The organism is Paenibacillus sp. FSL H7-0331, from assembly GCF_001956045.1.
Genome location: NZ_MRTH01000039.1, coordinates 57,235 through 76,534, shown reverse-complemented (window position 1 = coordinate 76,534; position 19,300 = coordinate 57,235). Strand labels below are relative to the sequence as shown.

The following is a 19,300-nucleotide window of genomic DNA, read 5'->3' as shown; positions in this document are numbered from 1 at the left end:
CCATTATGGAACATACAGATTCACAAGCCAAGACATTTTCATTCATGGTGGTGGCCGTCAGGCCATGTTAGTTTGGGACAGCCTCTGGTTTTCGGACTAAAGCTTCCCTTATGATAGGGTGCTGGGTACAAGTTTATTCTACGGGAGGATCGACATGAAGGTCTTGATCCGGCTCCGTAAAGCCCCAGTGAGTGAAGGTGACCTCGAAGCCAGCACGGGTTGGTGAACAAGTATAGGGACCGGCCTGATTTCCGGTTTCGTACGGAAAACGCGCTACACGAATCGTACGCCAGCCGTGATGCTCCGTCCGTGCCCGGATAATCACGGCATCCTTCATTATAGAGGCGCGTAGTGTGACCTCCTCCCCAACCCACTCCGGCACAGCCGCTAACGACCAGTCTGAATAGCCATCGGTTACAACTACTGAAAGCTGGGGAATGCCGTCGTTGATTTCAATCCCTGTTTTGATCCATTGCTCCGGGCCATGATACAACAGAATGCCTGCCTGATCGTATAGCTCCGTAAATGATCCGAGTTCAAACGATACCTCCACCGCGGTGTTATCCCATTCCGCCAATAAAGCAGCCCCATCCTCATATTCAAAACCATATAAAGTCTTTTTCCAAAAGTCTTTTCCCTTTTCAGGCACAACCTTAAGGAAATCTCCTTCTTTCCGGGAAGACAAAGGTAAATTGATCCATGTTCCTGCATCCCAGTCCATTCTCTTCTTCGTCATCATTGTGGTCTCCTTGTTCTCCTAATATTCAACTATACAAAGATAAGCTGTATGCTGGCCTCAGCAAGGATACAGCAAAAGCTGCACCTTAACCATATACGATACCACTGTACGTGGAAATATGATACCCATTCTCTCCATGAGTCGCAGTCCATTTTTCGAATGGTACAATGCACATGCAGTTCAATTCCCACATCAGCTGCAATTTGCTCAATCTCCTTGTCGCCAAACATCTCTCCTTTCTCTCATCAGAGCCAGAGCCTATGATTTCTCCAAAGTAAAACGCATCGCCAGATTCAACCAATCGAGAAATCATTCACTCGGACTTTCCGGTAACCGATTTGCAGCAAAATACGGAAAAGGTCCTGTCAACGATTCTAAACCTCTTAGGATCTTTTTCGTATCGCTCATGTGAAGAATCCTTCCCTATATTCTTATCTCATAAAAAAGAGGCAATTCCACAGTTTGAACTGTTAGAATTACCTCTCGACGGCTGCAAGTACTTGTCCATTTGATTCTTATTTGCTCAAAGCAGTAACAGCTTCGTCTATAATTTGACTAAAAGCGATGGGTCCATACCCTGCAAACCATTTGGCAGAATCCTTGACTACATACAAATGATTATTTTTTACAGCCGGAAGGGTTTTCCAAATAGGATTTTGCTGCAGCTCCGACCACACCTTTTCATTGTCCGCCCCATCACGAACGAGCATAAAAATATGATCAGCCTTCAGATCGGGCAGTTTTTCCATTGAAATGGTCGCAATCGACTTTTTAAACTCAATTCCCATTGCTTTATAGTCCGGCTCCTTAAGTCCAACGTTTTCATACAACAGACTGCCGAAGTAGGTCATTTTCCCTCGATTTTGTTCCTCAATTCCAACAACCGACAATTCTTTACCGCTAACCCTTACAAAAGCTACCGTTTGATTGCCTACAATCTTGGAAAGCTTTTCTTTGGCTTGTGCCGCTTTATCAAGAAGCTGCTTGACCACGACATCGGCTTCTTTTTCTTTACCTACAATTTTGGCTGTGTCACGAAACCAGTCCATGGCATCCAGATAATTCTCCTGCAGCACCGTCGGAGCGATCTTGTTGAGCGAATCATACGTTTTCTCATGAAAGCCTGTGTTGGCAATAATAAGATCAGGCTCGGCTGCCAATACAGCCTCCAGATTCAGTTCATGTGCCAGACCGAGCGGTTTAACACCTTGCAGCTGATCCTTCAGATAAGGCAGAAACTCCGTTCCTGTCTGAGTGACCAACGCGTGAGGCTTGATGCCAAGTGCGAGCAGATGGTCCGCATGGGCATATACCAACGCAGCTATTTTTTGGGGATCAGCCGGGATCTTAACATCGCCCAGCTTATGCTTAACTGTACGTTCCTTGGGGCTATTCTTCTGATTCGGAGCTGCTGTACCCTCATTCTCAGGCGGCTTCACCCCTGCTTCCGTCGTACTTGGTCCCGTTCCCGCAGTTCCGCACCCCGTGACGATCCATACCATCGTTAAAACCAGAGCTGTAATCAGCAGCCAATGGCGCTTCCCTCGATGTACTTGTGTATCGAACATGCTGAAATCTCCCCTTTTCATCTGATTGACATTGATTATCATTCACAATTATAACGATTACTCAGGGAAGAGCCATGAACAATTATGACGGATCACATAGATTATTGTGACACGAACCATTCCACAACCTCATCGAGAATGCATGCATGCGATAACGAGGTGTAACAATTCCATGAGGAGGGGTCATCCTGAATCCAGTACACCTGCTGTTTTTGCACAGCCTTCATCTTGTTCCAAGGCCCGGTTTTCAGCGGCTCGACTGCCTTACTTACATCGGAACAATCCCTGTTTTGTATAATTAAATAATCAGGCTCATACCTGTCCGTTATAGCCTCAACAGTCATTTCCATAAAGTGATAAATACCGCTAACTCCCTCCGGAGGAGCCAACTGCAAGTCGCCATAAATAACCGCCCCGGCATTACGGCTTCCATATACGTAATATTTGCCACCTCGAATGACGAGTATTAGTACTTTGTTAGAGGACCCCATATGCTTTTTGAGTTGACTGCGGGCCCGCTCGGCTTTTGTCTCGTAATTGCTCAACCATTCATTCGCCTGCTTTTCCTTGCCGATTACTCTGGAAACCGCTTTGAAGTGTCCCCTCCAGTCCATCTGGAAAAATGGAATCGTAATCGTAGGAGCAATGCTGTTTAATCGTTCCGCTTTAAGTGGATCCACGTATTCGCTGGTCAGGATTAAGCTTGGCTGCGCATCCACCAAAGTCTCCAGGTCGGGATTAACATCATCCACATGGGTAGCTGCAGGTAAATGGGCGGTAATCGGATTGGACTTGATACGGGGTGAAATATAGGGCTCAACACCCAGCGCTAGAAGATGCCCGGAATATGGAATGAACAGCGAGGCTACTTTTTTCGTACGACTGTAATTTTTTACATATACAGTGGGGGCGGAGCCTGCGTTTTGCTTGAATTTGCGGCTAAAATAGAATTCATCGTTAAAACCGACGCTCTGTGCAACATCTCTGATGGAAGTGTTGGAAAGCACGAGCATACGCTTGGCATGCCTCATACGAATCTCCGTCAAATAATCCACAGGGCTCTGCCCGTTCCGCTTCTTGAACAACCGAGAATAATACTCGGCACTCATCCCGGCAATTTGCGCCAGCGTTTCGCGGGTTATCCCCTCCCGGTAGTTGCGTTCCATGTATGCCATCGTACGGGATATTGCCTCTTGAGCATCCGGTTGGCTGCCAAGAAAACCTTGCTGAACAATATCGAGAAGCAGCTCCTGGAACCATATATTCGCTTTGAGCCTGTCCCATGCATTCTCCCGCTGCCGATGCTGTATCATATTGCGCGCAATTTCCTCAAGCCTGGAGCATGAAGGAACACTCACGACCCGACGGCAAGGAAGCACCCCGTGTTGAAGGCGGGTTGGCTCAGAGGCATCATATACATGAAAAGTAATCAGATAGATTTGAACCTCCCTGATCTCTTCCATACTGGCTTCCAACAGGACTCCCGGTGACAGTACAAGGCAAGTGCCACGACTCATGCTTATGCTGTCTCCATCAATTCTGCACACGCCCCCGCCTCCGCTTACCAGCAGCAGTGTGTGTAAGGTGATAATGCTTTTGCCCAATCGGCCATAAGCTTCCATATTCAGCAGACGGATCTCTTCAAGCTTGTATAACATGGAATCCACCGCAGGCACCTTTGACTCCTGATCATGCATCACAATCACCATCCCACACTTCCCAATATGCCATAAACCGAAGTCGTCCTTAGGTTGATTTACGTTAATTATATGTTCGTTTTCCATTCCTATTTCTTGTAATGCTCCAAGAGCAGCTGCACTTGCTTCTCCATTTGTTTTTCAATAGAGAGCGGATCTCCAGGAAGAAAATCATCGACACTGACTGGGATGACACGATTCTCCTTGACAACGGACAGGCTGCGCCAAACCGGTGCATTTTTGAGTTCGTTTTCCAGTTTGGAATTATCACCGTTCTGCCAATCGTAGACGGATAGGAAAACATAGTCTCCCATATATTCCGGCAGCGCTTCAAGTGAGACTTTTACATATGACGGCTCTTTGTCCATGATCGCCTCCTGAACCTTAGGCGGTGCTTTCAGCTGCAACGAATTATACAGGCTAAAGGTGCCACGACCGAAGAGGTTTCCGAAAATCATAATTTCTGACTTCGGCCACGCTTCCATCACTGTAAATGTAACATTTGAACCGATGACTCCAGCTAATTGTTCGCGATACTGCTTTACTTTCTTCTCATACTGCGCAATCCACTGCTCCGCTTTCTGCGGCTGACCGGCGACATCGGCTACTTCTTTCAACTGGTCCAGCATCGTTTTGGAGCCGTATTTCAATATTACGGTAGGGGCGATTTTGGAGAAAGCCGCGTAATTCTGGGTCTCCTCATTAGCATTTTCCTGCAAGATAATCAGATCTGGTTCCATACTGAGCGCTTTCTCCAGCGAAATCGTAGTACCCAGGTCTTCAATACCCGTGGTCAATCCAAGCGGTTTCAGGAAAGACGATTTCTCAAATTGGCTCAGCTGATTCGAAGTCGCTCCGACCGGCTTTACTCCTACCGCCAGCAAATGCCCCATAAATTGGTTGACGATGATCCGTTTCGGATGCGTTGGTATCGTTACTTCATGTCCTTGATAATCTCGGAACAAACGCGTTTCTGGTGTTGTCGACGACGATGCTTGTCCGCTACCAGTTGTAGCCTGTACAGAACTCGATGCTGTCTCCACACTTGAATTTGCGCCGCAAGCGGCCAATAGCATGCAGAGCAGCACGCAGACAACAAACGACTTAGCAATTTTGGATGACGATTTCATGGTATTTCTCCTATCGTACTCTTATTAAGATAATGATTGTTAATATCGATAGAGGTTGCTTCTTACCCTTTTCGTAAATCTGGCATTATGTCCTTGAACGAGCCAGCAAATAAAGAAAATAAGGTGCGCCAATGATTGCCACAACAATGCCTGTCGGGATTTCAGACGGCTGTAGAATCTGGCGGCCAAGCGTATCTGCCGTTATAACCAACAACGATCCCACTAGCGCCGACGTCGGAAGCAACAATTGATGCTTGGGTCCAACCAAACGCCGCGCCAGATGCGGTCCGATAAGTCCTACGAACCCGATGCCTCCGCTTACAGCGACACACGAGGCGGCGAGTCCAACTGCAGCCGACAATAGCTTCAACTGCTCTCTTGATACCGATGCCCCCAGTCCGACTGCCATTTGTTCTCCCAAATTGAGCACGTTCATGACCGAAGCTTTATAGAAAACATAAGGCAGCAGAACAACAATCCATGGCAGCAGCGATAGCACGAACTTCCAATTCGTTCCCCATATGCTGCCCGCCATCCAAGTCGCCACAAATTGATATTTATCAGGGCTCAGCCGCAGCATCAGCACGATCATCGCCGCACTAATACCCGCCGCAACGGCAATTCCCGTCAGCAACAGACGCGTTGGCGACAAGCCCTTATGGCGCTTGTACGCAAGTGAATAGATGAGCGCAGCTGTCAGACCCGCTCCCACCAGGGCAAGTACCGGCAGCAGAAAGACAGGTGCGGCGGCTGTCGTCGGATAGAACGAAATAAACAGCATCACCATTAATCCAGCTCCGGCGTTAATACCAAGAATTCCTGGGTCAGCCAAAGCGTTACGCGATATTCCCTGCATCACGCAGCCTGATACGGCCAATCCTGCACCAATCAGCACGGAAATCACGATCCGTGGTAAACGGAAATCGAACAGAATCAGATTTTGCTTATTCGTCCCCCAACCAAATAACGTACGAATCACATCCATCGGGGAAAGCCGGATATATCCCATATTCATGCTGAACAAAAAAGCAATGCCAATAAGCACGCCGAGTACGGACAATACCAGAATACCGCGCTTTCTCTTCCTTTGTTCGACAGTTGAAACCGATACGATATCCATCTATAGTTCCCTCCTTTCCTTACGTGCCAGATACAGGAAGAAAGGCACCCCGATGAGTGCGATGAATGCCCCGATCGGTGTTTCATAGGGTGGATTAATCATTCTTGCCCCCAGATCAGCGAACACGACAAGCAAGCTTCCCAGCACCGCCGAGCAGGGAATAATCCAGCGGTAATCGACACCAACCAGCTTTCGTGTTAGATGGGGAATAATGAGCCCAACAAAACCGACAGCACCAACAACCGCTACCGCCGCTCCGGCAAGAATAAGTACAATGACAGCACCGGCCAGCTTGACCCATTGCGTTCGTTGTCCAAGTCCGCGAGCGATATCTTCTCCCAGACTCAGCATCGTGATCGAACGAGACAAGGCAATCGCCCCTACAATGGCAGCAGTGACCCAAGGAAACATAATTTTCAGTTGGATCCACTTCGTCCCTGCCACACCACCTGCATACCAAAATGCCAGGTCTTGACCGATTTTGTAGTAAAGCGCAATCCCTTCACTGATCGCACTAAGCAGCGCGCTAAGCGCAGCACCTGCCAAAACCAATCGTACAGGTGTCAGTCCACCTTTAGCCAGCGAGCCAATGCCGTATACTAACCCTGCACCCATACCTGCACCTAAAAACGAATACATAATCAAGTACATAAATGGCAAACCCGGGTAAAAAGCAAAGCAAAGCGCCAGCATTAATCCTGCTCCTGCATTCAGCCCGAGCAGGCCCGAGTCCGCCAGCGGATTACGTGTCATCCCCTGCATGATAGCACCCGCCACAGCAAAGCAAGCCCCGACCATCGCGCCACCGAGCACTCGCGGAAGCCGCAGCTCCTTAATAATCTGATGTTGAGTGAGATCAGGATTAAAGTTGTAAATTGCCTCCCACACAACGAGTAAATGGATATCGGCCGCACCGAGGGAGACGGATAGACCTATGCCCAACACTAATGCGACCAACCCACCTGTCAATATGAAGGTTGCCGTCCACGGTCGACTTCGAAACCTATCCGCAAAGGGTGAAAATTGTTTTTGCCTCGAAATATGATGTTCCATTAATTTACTCATTTGTTCCACCTTAGCTATCCTTTCGAGAAATTAGACCTCAATCCATGGAAGAACATGCGGTTAATCTATGACATTGATTCTCATTATCATACAATACTTTTTAATTTGATCATATATAAAATCAAAAATTTTACTTTTTCTTCAAATTCTTAATCGATTTACTATGACTATCTATTAGTCAAAAAGAGAAGCTTGTCCGTCTCACCCCGGACAAGCCTCAATCCCTTTGGTATAATTATCCTTCCTCGGCCGCCAAGCCAAGTGCACGATTCTTCTCTTTAAACCGCTCATTGTGGGAGGATACGTATGCCACCGTAGGAGCTTCTGGATCCATGTACAGCTTGGCACTATTGAGCGCCAGCACGCCGTCTGTAAACGTTCCTGCGATCAGCCTGACCTTACTGTCAAAGGTCACGAAGTCGCCTGCACCGAAGATGCCCGGGATGTTGGTCGCCATTTTCTCGCCTACGGTTGCATTCCATTCTCCCATGTTGAGATCCCAATCACGAATCGGTCCAAAATCACTTCTCATCCCATGATTCACGATGACAGCATCCACCTCCAGCCGTTCGCACTCCCCTGTTTCTACATGCTCAATCGTCACCTGATCGATACTTTCTCCGCTACTGCTGTGGAGTGCTTGCATGGCATATGGCGTACGCACGTCCACAGAGGATTGCTTCATCCTGGACACGTTTCGTTCATGGCCCCCAAAGCTGTCACGTCGGTGCACGACGGTTACACTCTTCGTAATCGATTCCAGTTCATTCGCCCAGTCCACAGCTGAATCGCCACCCCCGGAGATCAGCACTCGTTTCCCACGGAAAACTTCCAGCTCTTGGACCGTATAGTACAGGTTGGTCACCTCGTATCGGTCTGCTCCTTCGATCTCCAGCTTCGCCATCTTGCGAATGCCATAACCGATTGTCAAGATAACCGTTCTTGTATGATGCCGTTCTCCACTTGCAGCAGTCAGGATAAAGGTACCGTCCGACTGTCGTTCAAAGCTTGTAATTTGCTGACCGAGTACCATTGTTGGCTCAAAGGTTTCGGCTTGCTCAATTAATTGGGCGATCAATTTCTCGCAGCGAATCGGTGTGAGGCCCCCGACATCCCAGATGATCTTCTCGGGATAGGTGAGCAGCCGTCCACCCAATTGATCCTGCGCTTCAATCAGCTTCGTCTTCAATTCACGCATACCACTGTAAAAAGTCGTATATAGACCAGCAGGCCCTCCGCCAATAATCGTGACGTCATAAAGTTCCAAGTGTACGTTCATCATTTGCCTCCAGATTTGTTTTCGTATTTAGATGGATTCATGCTCCAAACTGAGCCCGATGCAAGCGGCTGTATATACCCTGAGCAGCAATCAGTTCCTCATGCTTGCCCTGTTCAGCTATCCCCTGTTCGGCTACAACGATAATGCGATCCGCGTTTTTAATCGTAGCCAATCGATGTGCAATCACAAGTGTTGTACGTCCCTGTGAAAGCTCAGCAAGTGCTAATTGAATGGCAGCTTCGGTTTCAGTATCTAAAGCGGATGTCGCTTCATCCAAAATAAGAATAGGTGGATTTTTCAGGAACATCCGTGCAATGGAAAGCCTCTGCTTCTGTCCGCCGGACAGCTTCACACCTCGTTCTCCAATCACTGCATCAAGTCCGTCCTTTTGCGACAGAATCATTTCCTCCAGCTGCGCCCGGCGTGCAGCCTGCCAAATTTCAGATTCGGATGCGTTCAGCTTGCCATAGGCAATGTTCTCACGGATTGTACCATCAAACAGGAACACATCCTGCTGCACAATGCCAATATGGGAGCGCAGCGATTCCAAGGTCATTTTGCGAAGATCGATGCCATCTATTGTAATTGAGCCTTCGTCGACATCGTAGAAACGTGGCAGCAGCGAGCACAACGTGGTCTTGCCTGCGCCTGACGGACCGACGAGCGCAACAGTTTCGCCAGCCAGAATGGAAAGACTTACTCCACTCAGCACCTTCTCTTTATGCTCATAGCTGAAGGTTACCCCGCTGTAGCGGATATCTCCTTTTACCTGAGTAATTGCCTGCGCATCCGGTGCATCATCCACATCCGGCTCAGTCTCCAGCAGCTCCAAATATCTTTTAAATCCGGCAATACCTTTGGGGTACGTCTCGATCACGGAATTGATTTGCTTAATAGGGCCAAGAAACACATTCGACAGCATGACAAAAGCGATAAATTCCCCATATGTCATCCGGTTCTTAATGACAAACCAAGTCCCGCAAACAAGCACAAACAAGGATACGCCTTTCATTAAAATAAAGCTGATCGACGAGTTCCATGCCATAATTCTATAGGTGATCAGCTTGGTCATGCGAAAACGGTTGTTGTTCTCCGCAAACCGTGACATTTCATGCTTTTCATTGGCGAACGCCTGAACGACGCGGATTCCACTAACATTGTTCTCTACTCGTGCGTTATAATCAGCAATATCCGCGAACATGCGTTTGAAGGCAGCTGACATTTTGCGGCTAAAAAATAAAGACAAATAAATCATAATCGGGACGATGATAAAGGTTAACACGGCTAGCTGCCAGTTTATGCTGAGCATAATGCCAAACGCTCCAGTGAGCGTCATTACCGCGATAAATAAATCCTCCGGTCCGTGGTGGGCGATTTCCCCAATATCCATCAAATCGTTCGTCATCCGGGAAACAAGATGCCCCGTCTTATTGTTATCAAAGAAACGGAACGATAGCTTCTGTACCCGGTCAAACAGCTTCTTACGCATATCGGATTCGATGCTAATTCCGAGCTTGTGTCCCCAGTAAGTCACCACATAATGTAATGCGGCGCTGACCAGATAAATCCCAAGCAATCCAAGGCAAGCATACAAAATCCACTTCCAGTTCCCGCTTGGCAGCAAATCGTCCACCATCCGGTTAACAGCGATAGGAAACGCCAATTCCAACAAAGCGGCCAATATGGCGCAGGTGAAATCTAGAATAAACAAGCTTTTATAAGGACGATAATAAGCGAAAAAACGTTGAAGCATACATACCCTCCTCTATAACAAAATCCCTATTACGGCTTAGCCGGAATTGTGAAAAAGGCCGTAGGCACGCTCTGCCTGCGGCTTTACAAACAATTGCATTTGATTTGTAGCGCAGCTATAAGAACAGGAACCTACTTTATTGCTGTCCTGTCAGCCAAGCAGCGATTTCCTCCGTTTGCGACAGAACGGCAATCGGATCATAATACCAGGAGCGTTCCTCTTTCCAAACGTATACGTGATTGTTTTTGACGGCATCAAGCGTGGACCAGATCGGATCGGCCTTTATATCCTCCAAGGTACGGTTGTTGGACGTCAGAATGATATAGTCGCCAGCATATTGCGGCAATGCTTCATTGGATAACTGAACCCACTGTTTTTTTAGAATTTCTTCCGTGACAGGGGCAGGCGGCTTAAATCCAAGAGCCTGATAGACAGCTTGACCACCACGTCCAAAGTTATCGCCATACACATAGGTCGATTTGCTCATCAACTCAAAGATAGAAAACGTCGCATTGGACGAAACTACTTTTCCTACACGTTCTCTTGCAGCCGCAATACGACGATCGTAATCGGCAAGCCACAGTTCTGCTTCTTTTTCTTTACCCAGCAGCTTGCCAAAAAAGGTCAATTCCTCATGCGCGTTCTTCAATTTGCCATAAGGAACAGATACAGTAGGAGCGATTTTGGAGAACTTCTCATACCTGCTCTCATCTTCCGCAAACCCGGTTATGATCAGATCAGGCTGCAGATCGATCACCTTTTCCACAGAAATACCGCTCACGTCACCGATATCCTGTACTTCCGCGAGCGCTTTGGCTAAATACGGATTTTTCCGATGCAGTCCAGGCGTTCCAATGGGAATGACGCCAAGTGCAATAAAGCTGCCTAAATATTGATCTACTACTATGCGCTTAGGATTTAAAGGTATTTGTATATCTCCATTGATTGTCGATACCAATTTGGTTTGCAGATTGTTGTCAGTGTGGCTGGAATTGGTTTGGGCCAAACTTTGCGGCGTTGATACCGACGTGTTCCCCCCGCTTGCTTGGCTTGTGTTTGAAGCACCGCCAGAACAAGCACTGAGCAGCAAGGCTATGCAAAGCAATAGGGTTGCCGCAGTGGTTGATTTGAATTGTCTGTACATAGGTAAATCTCCCTCGTTGTTATATTGATAATGATTATCATCAACAATATAACGCTGAAACTTCCTAACAACAATGGAGGATCGGATGAATTTAGAGGGACTATCTTCTGCTTGAAGCCGAGCCCGTTCTCTGATTCTAAATCGATCAGGGGAAATACCCATATTTTTTTTGAAAAGACGACTCAAATAATACGGATCCTTATACCCCACGCTTGCAGCAATTTCACGCAAGGTCGCATCCGTTTCCACCAGCAAATTTGCCGCTTTATCGATCCGTATTCGTATCAGATAATCGATCGGACTGTAACCGGTACGCTTTTTGAACAAAGCCGAAAAATGCGGGACACTGTAGTTCAGACTTTCTGCAAGCAGCTCCAAATTAATCGATTCCGTATAGTGATCCTTGAGGTACAGGATCGCTTGAGCAGCAAGATCCGGCTCTTTCATATCCACGCCTTGCTCATAAAACTGCTGCATGATGCTGTAAACAAATTGATAAAATAACGATTTAACCTGGAGCCGCTCCAGCGATCCTGAGTGTCTCCATTCCTGATCCATTAGTTTAATTTTATCAAATAGTGAAACGGGTTGGTTCGGCGAGAAACTATACTGCAAGTGGAACGGATTGCTCCTCTCCAATAGGCGCAACATCTCTTGACGACTTGGAAGCGGCATCGTTGCTTTATAAAAAATCATATAATATTCAAATTCTTCTTCTCTTAGTGTAATATCCAGGTGTGTTCCTTTGCCGCTATGCACAACCTGATATCGCTTTATCTCAAACTCCATCTCGTCCAGCAGCACTTGTGCGCCACCACGCGCCGCGAGCAGAAACATACTGGCCGGCAGCCTGTAAGAGCGCAAAGCCTCCCCTGCTCTCAACATCGTATGTCGTACATCCAACACCTTAATAGATGCATAATCCCAAAGCAATATATGGTCATTAACGATCATCGTGTTCAATCAACCTCCGCCATTTCGATCCCGCTGCTTGCACAATCATTATAAGTGATAATTATTCTCAATTACAAATGAGCACGGAAGCAATGACAACTTGGCAGGACAAAGGTTGCTATGCGTTACTGCTTTACATGCGTTATTATTTTACTTTGGCCAGCAGGCTCAGCACATCGTCTACTTTTTTGTTGTTGGCTAGGTACCCGTGGTTCATCCAGGTCATAAAATCGACTTCGAAGGCATGACGATTGCGAACAGCAGGAATGGTATGCCACAACGGATGAGTAATTTGCCGTCTTTCAGAACCCGCTTCTTGTTCATGCCACTTATCGAATGCGAAGAAAATATAATCCGAATCCAGCCTTTGCAGCCATTCCCAGGTCACTCCCTGTCTGCCTTCTTCGCTCGATAATTCCTGCACCATCGGGTGTGGCACAATGCCTAAGTCCCCCCATAGAAAAGACTTCGTATAGGTCTGATCGATACTAATACACTCGGCTGATACACGCAAGAAAGCATAAGTCCGATCTTTGATCGAATGGGTTAATAACCTTCTTACCTTAGATACTTTGGTCTCATATTGCTGGATCGCCTGCTCCGCCTGATTGACCCTCCCCAGCAGATTCGCCACTGTTCTCAATGTCGATCGCCAATCCGCATCATCATGCAGAATGATATCAGTCTGTACAAAACGCTTGCATTGCTCGTATTGATCTGTCCGATACTCGTAATCACTTCTTCGTGCGATAATCAGATCCGGCTTGTATGTCGAGAGCGGTTCATAGCTATTCTGCAAAACATCGAAAGCCGGAATATGGTTCAGCCCTAAATATTCTTGACGACCCCAACCCTTATGCGACCATTGCACGACCGGTGTAACTCCTAAAGTGAGTAATAAATCTTCCATGAGTAAAGAGACAATGCGAACCGTACCCTGATGATGATGCCGGTACCGCCCAGGCGCTATGCCCTCCAGCTTCTTGAATCGACGGTTGAAATAAAATTCGTTGTTGAAGCCAACATGCAGGGCGATCTCGTGAATCCGATCCTCTGTTTTTAGCAGCAACTGCTTAGCATGGTCGATCCGCAGCTTATTAATGAATTCAAGCGGGATTTGACCGGTCAGCTCCTTGAATATTCGCGTGTATTGCCAAGGAAAAACGTTCGCATCTGCAGCCAACTGAGACACTGTCATTGGCTCAGCGTAGTGGTCGCTTATATAGTCGATCGAGCTTTTCACGGCATCACGTAAGTTCGGTGCAGGCGCCGTTCTTGCATTTTGCTGTAGTACATGACGAATCAGTTCCTCGAACCGCACATGGTTGTAAAACCGTATCAATTCGTCCTCATCGTGACTATGCTGCTCAATCGCTTCTAGTAAATCAACACATCGTGAGAATGGTACACAGCTTAATGTGCCAGTACACGGGAAAGTCGCCGGAGATTCGTCTACCAATGCAACTGTATCCGAAACTCGTAACGCTTTGAAAGTGATGGAGTAGAAAGAGAGGCTGTTTTCTCGTGTTTGGCTGAAGGTGGTTTGACCTGGCTCCGCAACAACCAAACTTTCCTTGACCAGTCCATATGAACGACTCCCTATTTTCATTTCTGCTGCTCCGTCCCTAACGGCAAACAGCATGTACTCACCGTCGTGAGCGCTATACTCCTCGCTAGAAAACGGGGCTATATGGAGTACCTGGATGCCCGTCATGATATAAAAGACAAAAGGACAGCAGCGAGATCCCATCTCACTATTCATCCTATCCCCTCTTCCTTATAATGATAATGATTATCATCATCATTATAGAGCAAAATGCAAAGCTCTTCAATCCACCATGAATAGCTTTCCTTTTGTATCACGATGATATATTGACTGAACTGCTATTTCACTAAAATTTTCAGCAGGTCGTCAATTTTCATACGATTCGCAGTAATCGCCCCCGATTGCCAATGCGAACGTTCCACTTGATAAACATGACCGTTCTTGACAGCCGGGATACTTTTCCAAATTGGATCATTCAGAAGGGCAACCGCATTCGCATTGGACTTGGAATCCCACGCACCATCAGAGGGGAAGATGATAATATGATCGGCTGTAAACTCTGGTATTTTTTCTTGTGAAATAACATCATGGGCCTCAATACCCTTCACCCAAGGAAACGGCTCCAAACCGAGGTCTTTGTAAATCATGCCCGTGTATGCATTATTCAGACCGAACAGACGGAGCTCAGGCTTGCCCCCGACATCGAGACGTACGACAGCAACCGTTTGCCTGCCAACGGCCGCCTCCAGCTTCACTTTTGCATCTGCTACCTTCTGCTCATAATTCTTCAGAATGCTGTCCACCTTCTCAGGAGCTCCGAGCAGATCGGCAATGGTGTGCAGTGTCGCTGCAACGTTCACATTCACATCACTTGGCAACCGATAGGTTGGGGCAATTTTGGAATATAATTGATAGCCTGCTTCATCTATCCCGGCATTCAAAATAATTAAATCGAGATTCTGCTCGATCAACGGCTCCAAACTACCGGTAATATCGAACAATGGAACATCCGTCAGCCCCAAATAGTCCTGTTTTCCCCACCAAGGATGATACCATTGCACAATTGGTTTCATACCCAACGCCAGCATATAATCCTCCAAGTAAATACCAGCCACTCGCTGTGGCTTAATGGGGACCTCCACTTCGCCAAAAGCATCCTTGACCATTCTTGTACCGCTGTCCGATTGTTTGCTGTCTCCCGCTTTCATTAATGTTTCTTGCTTGTTGCTGCAGCCTGTCAGACTCACTATAATGATCAGAAGAACGATCAGCCAACGAACCCCTTCTATATGGACTCTTGATTTCCCTACCATCCCTTGTGCCAGCTCCCTTAGCTAATGCCTATTGTTAAGAAATGAACGTTAAAAGTAATAATGATAATCGTTATCACTCATTTAAAGCCCATTATAACCTTCCGGGAAAGCTGAATCCATACACATTTCCAATTTCATTTTGCACAAACGTAATGAGATAGAAGGGTTATTTTAGGACGAGGCATGGAATGGACACAGCTCGACGATCTCTTTATTCATATCGGCCTCCGCCATCAAGCTGATCGTTGTCAACGTATTGTACAAAAAGTGGGAATCATTTGGGATTGAAGCGCATGGATTTTCGATTTGATTTCCTGTGCAGCAGGAAGCCAGATAAAATCGTTGAATGCCCTTACATAGGATTGTTTAATTGTATATAATTGGAGAAGAAACAGACCATTATGAAGGAGAGATTCCGCACATGGAAGATTATATCGAATTACAAAAAAACCTGCTAGCTGAAGAAGAAGAGCTTCAATTCTCACAGTTTACCAATGAAATGGCACTGCAAATCGGGTGCAGAATTATAGAAATAATAAAGCAGGAAAATAAGCATGTCACCATTGACATTACGAGGAACGGACAGCAGCTATTCCATTACGCCTTCCCCAAAACCTCAGCAGACAACGACCAATGGGTGAGAAGGAAAAGTAATGTAGCTTGCCGTTTTGGTCATAGCTCCCATTATATATGGGCTCAGCTCAGAGCTGCAAAGAAAACAATTCAGGAGAGATATCTGGTTGATCCGACCGAATATGCCGCAAGTGGAGGCGCTTTCCCCATTATTATTAAAAATGTCGGTGTAGTTGGCTCTATCGCTGTTTCCGGATTACCGCAAGAAGAGGATCATCTCGTAGTCACTACAGTCATCCGGGAATTCATTAATAAAACCAATTGAGGAATCAGTGACCCTTTTTATATTTATAGATACATACATTTATGAGATAACTAAAAAAAACCACAATTTAGGGACTGTTGACAAAGCGGGCTAGAGGGATCCGATCCTTCTAGCCCGCTTTATTTTGTGTTTTTTATTGTTTATGGTAATTGTTTGTTCAATATGCAGGACTCATCCCGGTTAAGCTTTAGCTGTTATCATTGGGCTCAATCAAACGATGTTTATACCATTTTTGCCCGCGAAAACGCCACAAAAAGGCTGCACCTCGCACTCCCCATTCACTATTCATAGCTACCCATACACCTATAATTCCAAATTGGAGGACAACTCCCAACACATACCCTAGGGTAACCCGGAACAACCACATGGATAGCATGGAAGTAATAGATGTAAATTTCGAGTCGCCAGCTGCTCTAAGCGCTGATGGAAGTAGAAAGCTGATCGGCCAAAGTGGTATTTGGACGATCGCCGTGATCAGGATGATGACGAAAATATCGTTCACAATTTCATCAGGAGGATGAAACAAACTGACAATCGGCTGGAACAAGGGTATCACGATCAATCCCATCAGCAATAAGGAAAATGAAGATAACCAGAGAAACGATCTCGCGAATTTTCTGGCATCCTTAACATTTTGCCGCCCCATACATTGGCCAACCACTGTTACAATAGTCTGTGACAAGGCGATGGAAGGAACCAGAAACAGTGCAGCCAGTGATGCGCTGATGGCATTTGTCGCCATAGCGTAAGTGCCAAGACTGACAATAAACACCTGGGTTAACATTTTTCCTCCATTAAAAAAAACCTGCTCCACTGCAAATGGAATACCGATAAACAAAATCCTTTTGAGCATCGACAAATTCAACACAAACATATCCCTGATTCGTACATGAAGGGTCGCATCCATTTTGGCCAAATAGATCAGCGCGAAGATCGCCGCCGAATATCTGGCTACGTTCACCGCAATGGTCATGCCCAGCACACCCATATCCAGAAAATTGACAAATACAATGTTTAATAGAACGTATGAGAGGTTCATGATCAAGGAAAGAGTCAACGAAACCCGCGACTTCCCTATCCCTCTCATCGCCCCGCAAATCGACTCCACGATAGCAAAACCCATATAGGAGATGCTGCTTCCGATCAGATAAGTTTGGGCATGGGCAAAAACCTCCGCTGAAGCTGTCCCAAACAAAAAATTTAAAGTAGGGCTATGGAACAAGACTAGGAACAAACTGATACACAATGCCAATGAGGAAACCAAGGATATCGAGCTGGTAGCAGCTTTGGAAACCATCAGATCGCTGCCGCTTCCTTTATATTGGGCTACCACAACCGTTCCCCCGGTAGACACGGCGACAAATACACTGATCAGTAATATATTCAGCGTATCAATCATACTAACCGCGCTGACTGCTGCTACACCTGATGAACTGATCATGGCTATGTTCAACAAATTAAGGCAGACTAAAAATGCCTGATCAATCAGCATCGGTATAAAAAGAGAAATAATTTGACGATAATCGATAGAATCTCCAGAAAAATGTTTTTCCAAAAAAACTTGCTTCCTGATCCTAAAATTGAGTTGGAACACATCGTCACATTCTTTTTTTTATATTTAAAAAACTCTTCAAGGAGAAGAGTTATTACTAATAATGTGAATATCAATTTGGAGGTGGATGCGCTTACTTCCTTTTGGCTAGATACTATCACTGAGGATGAAATCTGTCAATATGGTTGGGTTCACCGTGTTGTTCCGTTTCCGGGTCCAATTCCAAGAAGCTATTACGGTACAATAGCACTATGTTCGAGAAGCATAGCTTTTAATGCTGCCAAGGGCACCTCCCTTAGAGACACGTCCAATTTGGCAGCTATTGCTGCGGCGGCCCCGGCACATTGTCCGGTAGCCATGCAAGTAGCTTGAACCCTATAAGCCGAATTGGCCATCTGGTCCCCGGAAATACAACGTCCAGCCACTAGCAAATGGTCGCTGTTAATCGGTATCAACGCCCTATAGGGAATTGTTGCGACGACTCCCTTATCCAAATAATGCTTTATAACTGTATTATCACTTGGATGGTGCAGATCTATTGGATAAAAGCTATAGCAAATTGCATCCGGCCAATGAAACCCGGAGACGTAAGAAGCCTCGTCGATCCTGGCTTCACCAATGATTCTCCAAGTCTCCCTGATGCCGCACTCGTTCGCAGCATAACGAACTGACAGCTGCTCACAGCCAGGTACCCGTCGCAGGAAACGGTAAATCCGCAAGAGTGTCTGTCTTGCCTTAATCTCTGCTTCCGTCTTGGATTGCGAGCTGGAACCATCAATCCCTGGAATATGCATACTAATTACCCCAGATCGCAGATCGTTATAAAAGGGAGGACTGCTTGCAGGGTGGTCGGTAACCCTGATGCTGCCTTCAGCTAATGCTTCATCGTATACACACTGTAGCTCGTCAGGGTTGATGCACGAAAACTCGTATCCATCGATTTCGTTGATCAACGTTCCTGGCTGAAGTTTCTCGCTTTTCTCTCGGGCATATCCCAGCATTCCGCACAAATCGGCATCGCCTGTAGCATCGATGACCTTGCGAGCTTGAAGTACTTGCATGCCCCCTTTACCTGCAACCGAAACAAGAAGCTTGTTGTCCTGCTCGGCAATAGAAACGGGTATTTCATGCAATCTTAGCTCAACACCGGCCTGCAAGCAGAACTCATCCAATACCGCAGCGTACACAAAACGGTTGACTCTAATTTGTTGATGCCAATGCTTCTCGGGTATGGTCGAGAAATCCGGCAATATGGCACCGCCCAAGCGAACAGTCTCCATAATTACCTCCCATCCAATTCCATCAATGATCTGTTGTCCCCATGCATGGAATAAGCCTGGGAAATTGACAGCTCCCACGGTTATCGTTCCTCCAAGAATACCGTTCTTCTCCACCAATGCAGTTTTTGCGCCTGCCCGTGCTGCTTGAATGGCAGCTATGCATCCTGCGGAACCACCGCCTACTACAATTACATCGTAAGCACCCATATATTACACCTCTTCCTACTCATTTTATGTTCGTGCTGAAGAAGGCAGAGCGTAT

Annotated in this window: 14 protein-coding genes; 1 reads left to right on the top strand and 13 read right to left on the bottom strand. The window is 46.6% G+C overall.

Translation table 11 applies throughout. From position 1 onward, the window contains the following. Positions 1-133 precede the first annotated feature (133 nt). From BK127_RS34330 to BK127_RS34280, 11 genes are all read right to left on the bottom strand, one after another. Positions 134-736, bottom strand: a complete 603-nt coding sequence (locus BK127_RS34330) for a DUF1349 domain-containing protein (protein WP_076236753.1) — start codon at positions 734-736, stop codon at positions 134-136. Positions 737-1,254: 518 nt separating this feature from the next. Continuing rightward, positions 1,255-2,307, bottom strand: coding sequence for an ABC transporter substrate-binding protein (locus BK127_RS34325; RefSeq protein ID WP_179097708.1), 1,053 nt, complete (start codon positions 2,305-2,307; stop codon positions 1,255-1,257). Between the two features lie 101 nt (positions 2,308-2,408). After that, positions 2,409-4,091 (bottom strand): AraC family transcriptional regulator, encoded by a 1,683-nt coding sequence (locus tag BK127_RS34320; RefSeq protein ID WP_083689815.1) that lies wholly within the window; start codon positions 4,089-4,091, stop codon positions 2,409-2,411. A 2-nt stretch (positions 4,092-4,093) separates the two neighbouring features. Further along, positions 4,094-5,134, bottom strand: coding sequence for an ABC transporter substrate-binding protein (locus BK127_RS34315; RefSeq protein ID WP_076236749.1), 1,041 nt, complete (start codon positions 5,132-5,134; stop codon positions 4,094-4,096). 85 nt (positions 5,135-5,219) lie between these two features. Beyond that, the gene (locus BK127_RS34310; RefSeq protein WP_076236747.1) at positions 5,220-6,254 is read right to left on the bottom strand and encodes a FecCD family ABC transporter permease; all 1,035 of its coding nucleotides are present in this window, start codon (positions 6,252-6,254) and stop codon (positions 5,220-5,222) included. Next, positions 6,255-7,307 (bottom strand): FecCD family ABC transporter permease, encoded by a 1,053-nt coding sequence (locus BK127_RS34305; protein WP_076236763.1) that lies wholly within the window; start codon positions 7,305-7,307, stop codon positions 6,255-6,257. Positions 7,308-7,554: 247 nt separating this feature from the next. Next, on the bottom strand, positions 7,555-8,598 hold the full coding sequence (locus tag BK127_RS34300) for an NAD(P)/FAD-dependent oxidoreductase (RefSeq protein ID WP_076236745.1): 1,044 nt from the start codon (positions 8,596-8,598) through the stop codon (positions 7,555-7,557). Between the two features lie 37 nt (positions 8,599-8,635). Next, a complete protein-coding gene (locus BK127_RS34295) occupies positions 8,636-10,351 on the bottom strand; it encodes an ABC transporter ATP-binding protein (protein ID WP_076236743.1) in 1,716 nt (571 codons plus the stop codon). A gap of 136 nt (positions 10,352-10,487) precedes the next feature. Then, positions 10,488-12,449 carry an AraC family transcriptional regulator gene (locus BK127_RS34290; protein ID WP_076236741.1) on the bottom strand — a complete coding sequence of 654 codons (1,962 nt, stop codon included), beginning with the start codon at positions 12,447-12,449 and terminating at the stop codon, positions 10,488-10,490. 145 nt (positions 12,450-12,594) lie between these two features. Further along, positions 12,595-14,211: an AraC family transcriptional regulator gene (locus BK127_RS34285; protein ID WP_076236739.1), complete on the bottom strand. Its 1,617-nt coding sequence runs from the start codon at positions 14,209-14,211 to the stop codon at positions 12,595-12,597. Between the two features lie 122 nt (positions 14,212-14,333). Next, a complete protein-coding gene (locus tag BK127_RS34280) occupies positions 14,334-15,308 on the bottom strand; it encodes an ABC transporter substrate-binding protein (RefSeq protein WP_076236737.1) in 975 nt (324 codons plus the stop codon). A 421-nt stretch (positions 15,309-15,729) separates the two neighbouring features. Between BK127_RS34280 and BK127_RS34275 the strand changes: the two genes are divergently transcribed. Further along, positions 15,730-16,206 carry a heme-degrading domain-containing protein gene (locus BK127_RS34275; protein ID WP_076236735.1) on the top strand — a complete coding sequence of 159 codons (477 nt, stop codon included), beginning with the start codon at positions 15,730-15,732 and terminating at the stop codon, positions 16,204-16,206. Positions 16,207-16,393: 187 nt separating this feature from the next. Here BK127_RS34275 and BK127_RS34270 read toward each other — a convergent pair whose 3' ends face one another. Continuing rightward, positions 16,394-17,800, bottom strand: a complete 1,407-nt coding sequence (locus tag BK127_RS34270; protein WP_076236733.1) for an MATE family efflux transporter — start codon at positions 17,798-17,800, stop codon at positions 16,394-16,396. Between the two features lie 191 nt (positions 17,801-17,991). Beyond that, entirely contained in the window at positions 17,992-19,245 is a 1,254-nt protein-coding gene (locus BK127_RS34265; RefSeq protein WP_076236731.1) for an FAD-dependent oxidoreductase, read from the bottom strand. Positions 19,246-19,300: the final 55 nt, after the last annotated feature.

What these genes read in the sequence shown, in the direction of transcription:
- BK127_RS34330 (WP_076236753.1), bottom strand. Translation starts at nt 736, where the DNA reads ATGACGAAGAAGAGAATGGACTGGGATGCAGGAACATGGATCAATTTA.
- BK127_RS34325 (WP_179097708.1), bottom strand. Translation starts at nt 2,307, where the DNA reads ATGTTCGATACACAAGTACATCGAGGGAAGCGCCATTGGCTGCTGATT.
- BK127_RS34320 (WP_083689815.1), bottom strand. Translation starts at nt 4,091, where the DNA reads ATGGAAAACGAACATATAATTAACGTAAATCAACCTAAGGACGACTTC.
- BK127_RS34315 (WP_076236749.1), bottom strand. Translation starts at nt 5,134, where the DNA reads ATGAAATCGTCATCCAAAATTGCTAAGTCGTTTGTTGTCTGCGTGCTG.
- BK127_RS34310 (WP_076236747.1), bottom strand. Translation starts at nt 6,254, where the DNA reads ATGGATATCGTATCGGTTTCAACTGTCGAACAAAGGAAGAGAAAGCGC.
- BK127_RS34305 (WP_076236763.1), bottom strand. Translation starts at nt 7,307, where the DNA reads ATGGAACATCATATTTCGAGGCAAAAACAATTTTCACCCTTTGCGGAT.
- BK127_RS34300 (WP_076236745.1), bottom strand. Translation starts at nt 8,598, where the DNA reads ATGAACGTACACTTGGAACTTTATGACGTCACGATTATTGGCGGAGGG.
- BK127_RS34295 (WP_076236743.1), bottom strand. Translation starts at nt 10,351, where the DNA reads ATGCTTCAACGTTTTTTCGCTTATTATCGTCCTTATAAAAGCTTGTTT.
- BK127_RS34290 (WP_076236741.1), bottom strand. Translation starts at nt 12,449, where the DNA reads ATGATCGTTAATGACCATATATTGCTTTGGGATTATGCATCTATTAAG.
- BK127_RS34285 (WP_076236739.1), bottom strand. Translation starts at nt 14,211, where the DNA reads ATGAATAGTGAGATGGGATCTCGCTGCTGTCCTTTTGTCTTTTATATC.
- BK127_RS34280 (WP_076236737.1), bottom strand. Translation starts at nt 15,308, where the DNA reads ATGGTAGGGAAATCAAGAGTCCATATAGAAGGGGTTCGTTGGCTGATC.
- BK127_RS34275 (WP_076236735.1), top strand. Translation starts at nt 15,730, where the DNA reads ATGGAAGATTATATCGAATTACAAAAAAACCTGCTAGCTGAAGAAGAA.
- BK127_RS34265 (WP_076236731.1), bottom strand. Translation starts at nt 19,245, where the DNA reads ATGGGTGCTTACGATGTAATTGTAGTAGGCGGTGGTTCCGCAGGATGC.